The following is a 10,671-nucleotide window of genomic DNA, read 5'->3' on the forward strand; positions in this document are numbered from 1 at the left end:
CGGCGCTCGAGCCCAGCCACGCGCTGGCGCATGTGATGAAGATCGCGCCGACCCTGCCCAAGGACCATATCCTCGTGATGAACATGTGCGGTCGCGGCGACAAGGACATCTTCGCCGTCGCAAAGCATCTCGGCCAGGACCTGAGCTGAGCGCAGCCTGCCTCCGGGCAGGGACACATCTATCGAACGGCCGCGCGGGAGCAATCCCGGGCGGCCGTTTTGCTTGCGTCGGAGCAGCGGCGCGCTCGGCCTCAACGCGGTCATTTCTCCTGAGTAATTTGGCGGGCCGAGCTTTAAGTCGCAAAATTGGATAAAAGATTTGACAGGTCTTGCTTAAATTTTGAATCCTTCGGGTGAGTTCTCCGGGAGGGTCGCAATCGGAAATTGCGTGGAGAACCGCTTTAGGGAGGAAGATCATGACCAAGACGACACTGCTTCCGGGCCTCGTGCTCGGAACCATCCTTGCTGTGCCCGCGCTGGCGCAGGACAACATGGACAAGCTGTCCAACATGCAGCGCACCGACGCGACATTCACCCATATCGACCAGACGGGCGACCGGGCCGAGGCGCTGAAGGGCATCCTCGAGCATATCAACCTGCCGGACGGCTTCGAAGTGAGCCTCTACGCGGTTGTGCCCGATGCGCGCTCGATGGCGGTGGCGCCGCAGGGCACGGTGACCTTCGTGGGCACCCGCAAGGACAAGGTCTGGTCGGTGGTCGACCGTGATCGCGACCGGGTGGCCGACGAGGTCTTCGACTTCGCGCCGTCGATCACCTTCGACGTGCCCAACGGGCCGTGCTTCTCGCCGGACGGGTTCCTCTATATCGCCGAGCGCAACCGGGTACTGACCTTCCCGGCGGCGGAGTTCTTCTTCGAGGGGCCGGATCCGGCGGTGGGCACCGTGGTCGCCAAGGGCGAGCTGGTTCCGGCGGAGGAAGAGAGCTTCAACCACACCGCGCGGGTCTGCCGCGTCGGCCCCGACGGCAAGCTCTACATCTCGCTCGGCCAGCCGCACAACGTGCAGCCGAAGGACAAGCTCGAGATGTATGACCAGATCGGCATCGGCGGCATCATCCGCATCAACACCGACGGCTCGGGGCGCGAGGTCTATACCCGCGGGATCCGCAACTCGGTCGGGCATGATTTCAACCCGGCCAATGGCGATCTGTGGTTCACCGACAACCAGGTCGACGGCATGGGCGATGACATCCCGCCGGGCGAGCTGAACCGGCAGACCGCGGCGGGCCAGCATTTCGGCTTCCCCTGGACCAATGCGCGGGTCGAGATCCCCGACTACAAGGGCGTCGACCGCCCCGAGGGGGTCGAGTTCGTCGAGCCGCAGGTCGAGATGCAGGCCCATGCGGCGGATCTGGGCATGAGCTTCTACACCGGCTCCTCGTTCCCGGAGAAGTACCAGGGCGGCATCTTCTCGGCTCAGCACGGCTCATGGAACCGCACCACGCCGGTTGGCGCGCGGGTGATGTTCACCGCGCTCGATGAAGAGGGCAACGCCGCCGGCACCGAGGTCTTCGCCGACGGCTGGCTCGACGAGAGCACCGGCGAGTATCGCGGCCGTCCGATGGACATCGCCTTCCTGAAGGACGGCTCGATGCTGGTCTCGGACGATTTCGCGGGCGCGATCTGGCGCATCGCCTACAACCCGGCGCCGGCCAGCGAATGAGGCTTGGAGCTGTTCTCCTCGGCGGGCTGATGCTCGCCGGGGCAGGGCCGGCGGTGGCGGACGATCCCGCCGCCGGTCGCAAGGTGGCCAACATGTGCCGCACCTGTCACGGGCTCGACGGGCTGGCACAGATCCCCATCGCGCCGAATATCGGCGGCGAGCCGGAGGAGTATCTCGAGGCACAGCTCATGGCCTTCAAGACCGGCGCGCGCGAGCACGAGATGATGTCGGTGGTGGCGGCGGGGCTGAGCGCGCAGCAGATCTCGGACGTGGCGGCGTGGTACGCCTCGCATTCCGCAAGCGCGCGCCTGCCCGAGGGCGCGAGCGAGAGCGACGCGCCGGCGGCCTGCGTGTCGTGCCACGGCGCCAACGGCATCGCCGAGTTCCCCGACGCGCCCAACCTCGCGGGCGAGGTCAACATCTATATCGACACCCAGCTCAAGGCGTTTCGGAGCGGCAAGCGGGTGCACGATATCATGTCGGACATCGCCGCCGAGATGAGCGATGAAGAGATCCGTGCCGTGGCCGACTGGTACGGCGCGGTGACGCTCGAGATCGAGATGTCGGAGTAGGGCGGGCGGAGGTCGCGGGCCCGCCCGCGCCTCTGCCCAAGACTTCCTCTCGCGCCGGGCGGCGCGGCATATTTTGCCGCGCGCCCCTTGCGCCCCGCAGTCCCATGCGGAACAGATAGCGCAAAGGTTACGGGCCCCGCATCGCGGCCGGACCGGCCGCGAGACAACCAACAGGGACAGCCCATGAAACACCTCCTGACCGCCACCGCGCTCGTCTGCAGCCTTGCCGGCGCCGCCTCCGCCCAGACCGTGCTCACCGTCGCCAACTGGCTGCCGCCGTCGCACCCGCTGGTCAGCGAGCTGATCGTGCCGATGACCGAACAGATCGCCGAGGCCACCGGCGGCGAGGTGACCGCCAATATCCTGCCCGCGCCGCTGGGGCCGCCGCAGGCGCATTTCGACTTTGCCGTCAACGGCGTGGCCGACATCACCTTCGGCGTGCAGGGCTACAACCCGGGCCGCTTCAAGACCACCAACATCGTCGAGCTGCCCTTCCTCGGCGACAGCGCCGAGGATATCTCGGTGGCCTACTGGCGCGTCTTCGACGAGATGCTGCGCGACGCGGGCGAGTATGACGACGTCAAGGTGCTGGCGGTGTTCAGCCACGGGCCGGGCGAGATCTTCCTCAAGTCGGGCGACGTGACGAGCGCCGACGCGCTCAAGGGCGTCAAGCTGCGGGTCGGTGGCGGCATCGTGCACGAGGTCGCCTCGGCGCTCGGCGCGGTGCCGGTCGAGGGGCCGTCGTCCAAGGCCTACGAGCTGCTGAGCCAGGGCGTCGCCGACGGCATCCTGTTCCCCTACGAGTCGGTCAATTTCTTCAAGCTGATCCCGCAGCTGAATGACGCGATCTCGGTGCCCGGCGGGCTTTACAACACCTCGTTCTACATCGTCATGAACAAGGCCAAGTGGGAGAGCCTCGACCCGGCCCAGCAGGACGCCATCGACAGCGTCACCGGCGAGGCGCTGGCGCGCATGGCGGGCCAGATGTGGGATGCCGCCGACGCCAAGGGCAAGGCCGCGATGGAGGGTGAGATCACCATCACGCCCGCCACCGAGGACCAGCTCGCCGCATGGGAAGGCGCGCTCTCGCCGCTGGTGCAGGCCAAGCTCGACGAGGCCGCCGAGACCGGCGTCGACGCGCAGGCGGCCTATGACATGCTCAAGGCCGAGATCGCCAAGGGCACGGCCGAGTAATGCCCGAGACGACCCGCCCGCGCGGGGCCTTCGGCCTGCGCGCGGCGCTCGCGGTGCTGGGCGGCGTGCTGCTGATGGCGCTGATGGGGATGACGGTGACCGACGTGATCGGGCGCTACGTCTTCAACGCGCCGCTCCGGGGCGCCACCGAGCTCACCGAGCTGCTGCTCGCCGCCGTCGTCTTTCTCGGGTTGCCGGCGGTGGCGCTGGCCGACGAGCACGTGACCGTCGATCTGGTGACCGACCGGATGCCGGCGGCGGTGAAGCCGTGGCGCGGGGCAGCGACGGGGCTGTTTTCCGCGCTTGTGCTGGCGGTGGTGGCGTGGCGGGTCTGGGTCTATGCGGCGCAGATCGGCGGCTATGGCGGCCATACCACGACGCTGGCCATCCCGATCGCCCCTCTGGGCTATTTCTGCGCGGTCTGCACTGGCTTCGGTGCGCTGCTGACCGCGCTCGTGCCGGCGCATGCGCTGATCCGGCACCTGAAAGGACACTGACATCATGGAAAGCTGGCCGGTCGGCATGGCCATTCTCGGCGTGCTGCTTCTCGTGGGCGTGCCGATCTCGATGGCGCTCGCGGGGGTGGGGCTCGTGGGCGTGGCCTCGATCATCGGCTGGACCCCGGCGCTCTCGCTGCTGGGCTCGGCCTTCTTCGACAACGGGCGCGACTACTCGCTCTCGGTGCTGCCGCTGTTCCTGATGATGGGCAATTTCGTGGTGCAGTCGGGCATCGCGGAGGAGCTCTACAAATCGGCCTACGCCTGGCTGCGCCACCGCAAGGGCGGGCTGGCGACGGCCACCGTGATCGCCTGCGGCGCCTTCAGCTCGGTCTGCGGCTCGTCGATGGCGACGGCGGCCACCATGACCCGCATCGCGCTGCCCTCGATGCGGCGCTACGGCTATCCCGACCGACTCTCCACCGCCTCGATCGCCGCCGGTGGCACGCTGGGCATCCTGATCCCGCCCTCGGTGATCCTGGTGTTCTACGGCATCATGACCCAGCAGGATATCGGCAAGCTCTTCCTCGCCGGGCTGATCCCCGGCCTGATCGGCATCATCGGCTACACCATCGCCGTGCGCATCACGCTGGTCACCCAGAAGATCGACCTGCCGGTCGAGCCGAAACTGCCCCTGCGCGAGCGCATCCGCGCGCTGAAGGGCACCGCCGGCGCGCTGATCCTCTTCGTCTTCGTGATGGGCGGCATCTATCTTGGCGTCTTCACCCCCACCGAAAGCGCCGGCATGGGCGCGGGCGGGGCGTTTCTGCTGGTGCTGCTCTCGGGGCGGTTCAGCCGCGAGAAGATGATCGCGGTGCTCTATGACACCATGAAGACCACCTCGATGATGTTCTTCATCCTGTTCGGCGCGCTGACCTTCACCAATTACGTCAACATGTCGGGTATGACCCGCGACATCCAGTCGGCGCTGAGCGTCTTCGGCGACACGCCGATGATGACCATCCTCGTGATGCTCTGCATCTACCTCGTGCTGGGCTGCGTGCTGGAAAGCCTGTCGATGATCATGCTGACGGTGCCGGTGTTCTATCCCATCGTCGCGGCGCAGGGCATCGACCTGATCTGGTTCGGCATTTTCGTGGTGATGGTGACCGAGATCTCCTACATCACCCCGCCGGTGGGGATGAACGCCTTCGTGCTGCGCTCGGTGGTGCCCGATGTGCGGCTGGCGACGATCTTTGGCGGGCTGGCGCCCTTCGTGGCGATGGACGTGCTGCGCGTGGCGCTGCTCACCGCCTTCCCGGGGCTGGTGCTGCTGCTGACCTGATATCGGTTAGGCGATCAGCCCCGCGCGCCCACCGCGTGGGTCAGGGTTGCGCCGAGCTCGTAATAGCTGCCCCGGAGCGCCGTGAGGCTTTCCTCGTGGCTCTTCACCGGCGTCAGCGGCAGGCCCGAGAGATCGCCCGAGAGCAGCGCCTCGGCGGCGGCGGTGCCGAACACCGTGCCGGGGCCGATGCCACGCCCGGAATAGCCGAAACAGGACATGGCGTTGGGGCCGATCTCGACGATCTTCGGAATATGATCCGAGGTCATGGCGATGCGCCCGCACCATGCATGCTCGAAGGGCAGGTCAGCGATCTCGGGGAAGAGCTGGCGCAGCTTGCGCCGGGCCCAGCCGGCATGGATGCCGCCGCCGGGGCCGTCGAGATTGCCCATCGCGCCGATGATCATCCGGCCCGCGGCATCGGTGCGGAAGGACGACATCACCAGCGCCGTGTCCCAGCAGCCCTCGCCACCGGCGAGGATGCTGGCGCGGGCCGAGGCGGGCATCGGCGCCGTGGCGAACTGGCCGAAATGCACCGGCGTATAGGCTGGCGGATGTGCCCCCGAGAGCGGCGCGTGGTAGGCGTTGGTCGCCATCAGCAGCGCACCGGCCCGCACGCTCTGTCCGTTGCAGGTGACCCGCCAGCCGTCACCCTCGCGGGCAATCCCGGTCACCGGGCTCTGCTCATAGACCCGCGCGCCCGCGCGCTGCGCCGCCCGCGCCAGCCCCCGGCAATAGGCCAGCGGCTGTACCGTGCCGGCGCGGGGATCGAAGAGCGCGCCATGCACCGCTTTGCTGCCGACCCGCGCCTGCGCATCGTCGGCGTCCAGCAGCTGCAGCGGCGCGCCATGGGCGTTGCCCTGCCGGAAGCGGGCGCGCAGGTCGTCCATGCCCGACGGCGCATGGGCGCAGTGCAGGGTGCCGTTGCGGGTGGCCTCGCAGGAGATCTCCTCGCGCGCGATAAGGCCATAGACCAGGTCCGGCGCCGCGCCCAGCCGCGTGATCAGCGCGCGCCCGGCCTCCTCGCCCAGCTCGGCGAGGATCTCGTCGGGCTTGAGCCAGAGCCCGGCATTGGCGAGCCCCACGTTACGCCCCGAGCCGCCGTGGCCGACGGTTTGCGACTCAAGGAGCGCCACCGACGCGCCGCGCCGCGCGGCCTCGAGCGCCGCAGAGCTGCCGCTGAAGCCGCCGCCGATCACCGCCAGATCGACTGTCAGCTCGGTGTCGAGCGGGCCGGTCGAGATCGCCTCCTCGCTGGAGGCGCGCCAGAGATTGCCGTGGTGGGATGCCGTCATCGTGCCTGTCCTTGATCGCTGGGGCCGGCCCTGCGCGATGCCGCACGGCTGGCCCCATGACAGAGGTGTAACAGCGCGCGGCGCGGATGGAAGAGCCTGCCGAAAGGAAGCGGGCGCCGACACGATCCGGCGCCCGCAAAAACGGCGAAAGCCTCAGCCCTGCGGCACCAGCTTGCCGGGGTTCATGATGCCCTTCGGATCGAGCGCGCGCTTGATCTCGCCCATGACCTGCCAGCCATCGCCGTGCTCGGCCTCCATGTAGGCCATCTTGCCAAGCCCCACGCCATGCTCGCCGGTGCAGGTGCCTCCAAGCGCCAGCGCGCGCTCGGCCATGCGATGCGACAGGCGCTTGGCCTCCTCGAGCTCCTCGGGCTTTTCCGGGTCGATCAGCAGGATTGCGTGGAAATTGCCGTCGCCCACATGGCCGAGGATCGGCCCCGGCACGCCGCTTTGCGCGATGTCGGCCTGGGTCTGCTCGACGGCGGTGGCAAGCTCCGAGATCGGCACGCACATGTCGGTCACCACCGCCCGCGCGCCCTTGCGCGAGGCGAGGATGGCGTAATAGCCGTTGTGCCGCAGCGCCCAGAGCGCCCGGCGCTCCTCTTCGCGCGCCGACCACTGGAACGGCGAGGCGCCGTGCTCGGCGACGATCTCGCCGAAGCGCTCGGCATCCTTCGCGACGCTCTCGGGCGAGCCGTGGAACTCCACCAGCAGGTGCGGGGCGGCGTCCATCTCCATGCCGGAATAGGCGGTGAAAGCCTGCGCGGTGGCGGCGTCGACGAACTCGATCCGCGCCATCGGGATGCCCATCTGGATGGTCTCCATCACCGCGGTCACCGCCGATCCCATGTCGGGGAAGGCGCAGATGCCGGCGCTCGTGGCCTCGGGGATGCCGTGCAGCCGCAGGGTCAGCTCGGTGACAAGCCCCAGCGTGCCTTCCGAGCCCACCATCAGCGCGGTCAGATCGAAGCCGGCGGCGCTCTTGCGGGCGCGGGTGCCGGTGCGGATCACCCGGCCATCGGCCAGCACCACGGTCAGGCCGAGGACGTTGTCGCGCATGGTGCCGTAGCGCACCGTGGTGGTGCCCGAGGCGCGGGTCATCGCCATGCCGCCGAGGCTCGCATTGGCGCCGGGATCGACCGGGAAGAACAGGCCGGTGGCGCGCAGCTCCTCGTTCAGCGCCTCGCGGGTGACGCCGGGCTGCACGGTGACGTCCATGTCGCCCATGCGGATGTCGAGCACCTTGTTCATGCGCGAGAAATCCACCACCACGCCGCCCTTAACCGCGAGCCCGTGGCCCTCGAGCGAGGTGCCGGCGCCCCAGCCGATCACCGGGCAGTCATGCTCGGCGCAGATCTTCACCAGCGCCTGCACCTCCTCGGTGGTCTCGGGATAGGCCACCGCATCGGGCGGCGTGGTCGGGAAATGGGACTCCGAGCGGCCATGTTCGGCCAGTTCGGACTTGGACCGGCTGAGCCGTTCGCCTAGGAGTGAGGCAAGAGCATCAAGGGCGGCGTCTTTGGGCATTCGTAACCTCCGGGGAAATCGGGGGGACCATAGCGACGCGGCCCGCCCGGCGAAAGCCAAAGGGGACAGGGAATGTTGCGCGAAGTTGCCCGACAGTGGCACGAAATGCGCGCCACGTGCGGGCGCGGCTGGGACTTGCTGCGGCACAAGGCGCCGGGGCAGGTCACGTTCTGGCTGATCGCCCTCGTGGTTGGCGCCGCCGCGGGCTTCGCGGCCATCCTGTTCCGCTTCGCCATCAACCGCCTGCAGGCGGCGCTTTACGGCACCGAAGACGTCAACACGCTGGCGAGCTTCGCCCGCGAGCTGCCGTGGATCTGGGTGCTGTTGATCCCGGTCTGCGGCGGCATCGTGGTCGGCCTCATCATCCGCTTCATGACCCCGGACGGCCGCGTGCGCTCGGTCTCGGACGTGATCGAGGGCGCGGCGCTGAACGACGGACGGGTCGAGAAGAAAGCCGGCATCGCCTCGGCGCTGTGCTCGTGGATCACGCTCTCGACCGGCGGCTCGACCGGGCGCGAGGGGCCGGTGGTGCATATCGCGGCGATGATCTCGTCCTGGGTGTCGAACCTGCTGCGCGTCGACGGCATCACCGGGCGCGACCTGCTGGGCTGCGCCGTGGCGGCGGCGGTCTCGGCCAGCTTCAACGCGCCGATCGCCGGCGCGCTCTTCGGGCTCGAGGTGGTGCTGCGCCATTTCGCGCTGCACGCCTTCGCCCCCATCGTGGTGGCCAGCGCCGCCGGCACGGTGATCAACCGGCTGGCCTTTGGCGACGTCACCGAGTTCCTGTTGCCCGGCACCACCACGGTGGAGTTCTACCTCGAGCTGCCCGCCTTCTTCCTGATGGGGCTGGTCTGCGGCCTGGTGGCGGTGGTGATGATGCGGGCGATCTTCTGGTCCGACGATTTCGGCAACCGGGTGCAGAAGCGCCTGGGCGTACCGATCTGGCTGCGCCCGGCGGCGACCGGGCTGCTGCTCGGCGCCATTGCGATCCAGTTCCCGCACATCATCGGCGTCGGCTACGAGACAACCTCGCTGGCGCTGACCGGCGGGCTCGGCCTGCGCGAGGCGTTTCTCTTCGCGATCGTCAAGGTGGCGGCGGTGTCGATCACCATGGCCGGGCGCATGGGGGGCGGGGTGTTCTCGCCCTCGCTGATGGTCGGCGCGCTGACCGGGCTGACCTTCGCCCATATCGCCACCGGCCTGTTCCCCGAGCAGAGCTCGGCCTTCACGCTCTATGCGCTCGCCGGCATGGGCGCGGTGGCGGCGGCGGTGCTCGGGGCGCCGATCTCGACCACGCTGATCGTCTTCGAGCTCACCGGGGACTGGCAGACCGGACTGGCGGTGATGGTCTCGGTGTCGATGTCGACCGCCGTGGCCTCACGGCTGGTCGACCGCAGTTTCTTTCTCACCCAGCTCGAGCGCCGCAACGTGCACCTTGCGGCCGGGCCGCAGGCCTATCTGCTGGCAATGTTCCGCGTCGCGGGCGTGATGCGCAAGCCCGGCGATCCCGGCGCCGCCGACGAGGAGGCCTGCCTGCAGATGATCGAGCAGGGGCTATACGTGCAGCACTCCGCGACGCTCGAGACCGCGCTGCCGCGGTTCGAGAAATCCGGCGTCGCCTACCTGCCGGTGGTGACGCTGAAGGGCGAGGAACAGACCCCGGTGCTCGAGGGGGCGCTGTTTCATGTCGACGCGCTCAAGGCCTATAACCGCGCGCTCGCCGCCACCGCGGCGGAGGAACATTCGTGACGTCGCAGCGGGGATCTGGCGGGCTTGAGTAAATTTTAGGCAATCTGCCGCGCGCCGGACGCCGCTCGCGCCGGAGTCGCGGAACATTGACTGAACATGCGCGGTTTTCTGCCGAGCGGTCATCACGACGCTTTGCAAAAGTTTACGGTTGGTAAAAGGATATCCGCGAGCCACCGCAAAAAAGGTGGCCGAGCAGAAACAACCGTTCGAGGGACGAATGAGCGTGACCGGCGCCCGCAAGGCCAGGATTGGCCTGCCTATCCTCTGTGCAATTCTTCTGGCCACCGCGGCCTGTTCCACCAAGGCGCCCGACATCGCCTACAGCTCGAGCGGCATCGATCTCGACCGCCGGGCCATGGCGCTGCGCGAGGTGCGCGAGCTTCAGAGCGCCGGCCAGCGCGTCTGGTGCGTGCCTTTTGCCCGCAATGCCAGCGGTGTCGAGATCCGTGGCAACGCCAACACCTGGTGGGGCAAGGCGAAGGGGCTTTACGACCGCGGCGCCCGCCCGGTCGCTGGCGCTGTGATGGCCTTTGCCGGCACCCGCGGCATGCCGATGGGCCATGTCGCCGTGGTCTCGGAGGTGGTCTCGGAGCGCGAGCTGCGCATCGATCACGCCAACTGGACGCGCAACAAGGTGTCGCTGGGCATGACCGTGCAGGACGTCTCGGCCGCCAACGACTGGTCGGAAGTGCGCGTCGAAAGCAATCCCGGCACCTTCGGCAAGGTCTACCCGATCGACGGCTTCATCTACCCGAGCCGGTTTCAGTAAGTCCTTTTGCTGCGTGGCGGTGGGGGGGCCCGGGGCGGGCGGGGGGTCTCGCCCCCCGCGGGGGCGCGGGGGCGGGGGGGGGGGGGGGGGGGGGGGGGGTTGGAG

9 protein-coding genes and 1 pseudogene are annotated in these 10,671 nt (G+C 68.5%); 8 read left to right on the top strand and 2 right to left on the bottom strand.

The genetic code is table 11. The annotated features are described in order from the left end of the window. The 6 genes and pseudogenes from AC6RA4_RS15745 to AC6RA4_RS15770 form a co-directional block, all read left to right on the top strand. Positions 1-149 (top strand): annotated as a pseudogene (locus AC6RA4_RS15745) (tryptophan synthase subunit beta); the annotation flags it as partial. A 266-nt stretch (positions 150-415) separates the two neighbouring features. Next, positions 416-1,681: a PQQ-dependent sugar dehydrogenase gene (locus tag AC6RA4_RS15750; protein WP_500161897.1), complete on the top strand. Its 1,266-nt coding sequence runs from the start codon at positions 416-418 to the stop codon at positions 1,679-1,681. Continuing rightward, on the top strand, positions 1,678-2,253 hold the full coding sequence (locus AC6RA4_RS15755; protein WP_500161899.1) for a c-type cytochrome: 576 nt from the start codon (positions 1,678-1,680) through the stop codon (positions 2,251-2,253). Before AC6RA4_RS15750 ends, AC6RA4_RS15755 begins: the two co-directional genes overlap by 4 nt. A gap of 183 nt (positions 2,254-2,436) precedes the next feature. Beyond that, the gene (locus AC6RA4_RS15760) at positions 2,437-3,447 is read left to right on the top strand and encodes a TRAP transporter substrate-binding protein (RefSeq protein WP_500161901.1); all 1,011 of its coding nucleotides are present in this window, start codon (positions 2,437-2,439) and stop codon (positions 3,445-3,447) included. Further along, on the top strand, positions 3,447-3,944 hold the full coding sequence (locus AC6RA4_RS15765) for a TRAP transporter small permease (protein WP_500161903.1): 498 nt from the start codon (positions 3,447-3,449) through the stop codon (positions 3,942-3,944). The genes AC6RA4_RS15760 and AC6RA4_RS15765 overlap by 1 nt, the downstream gene beginning before the upstream one ends. Positions 3,945-3,948: 4 nt before the next feature. After that, entirely contained in the window at positions 3,949-5,229 is a 1,281-nt protein-coding gene (locus AC6RA4_RS15770; protein ID WP_500161905.1) for a TRAP transporter large permease, read from the top strand. Between the two features lie 14 nt (positions 5,230-5,243). Here AC6RA4_RS15770 and AC6RA4_RS15775 read toward each other — a convergent pair whose 3' ends face one another. Both AC6RA4_RS15775 and AC6RA4_RS15780 read right to left on the bottom strand, forming a co-directional pair. Further along, positions 5,244-6,521: an NAD(P)/FAD-dependent oxidoreductase gene (locus tag AC6RA4_RS15775; protein ID WP_500161907.1), complete on the bottom strand. Its 1,278-nt coding sequence runs from the start codon at positions 6,519-6,521 to the stop codon at positions 5,244-5,246. Between the two features lie 153 nt (positions 6,522-6,674). Further along, entirely contained in the window at positions 6,675-8,048 is a 1,374-nt protein-coding gene (locus tag AC6RA4_RS15780; protein ID WP_500161909.1) for an FAD-binding oxidoreductase, read from the bottom strand. 105 nt (positions 8,049-8,153) lie between these two features. Here AC6RA4_RS15780 and AC6RA4_RS15785 point away from each other — a divergent pair, with 105 nt between their 5' ends. Both AC6RA4_RS15785 and AC6RA4_RS15790 read left to right on the top strand, forming a co-directional pair. Then, positions 8,154-9,797, top strand: a complete 1,644-nt coding sequence (locus tag AC6RA4_RS15785; RefSeq protein WP_500161911.1) for a chloride channel protein — start codon at positions 8,154-8,156, stop codon at positions 9,795-9,797. A gap of 217 nt (positions 9,798-10,014) precedes the next feature. After that, positions 10,015-10,566, top strand: coding sequence for a CHAP domain-containing protein (locus AC6RA4_RS15790; RefSeq protein WP_500161913.1), 552 nt, complete (start codon positions 10,015-10,017; stop codon positions 10,564-10,566). The last annotated feature ends 105 nt before the right edge of the window (positions 10,567-10,671 follow it).

This window comes from Salipiger sp., assembly GCF_059781815.1.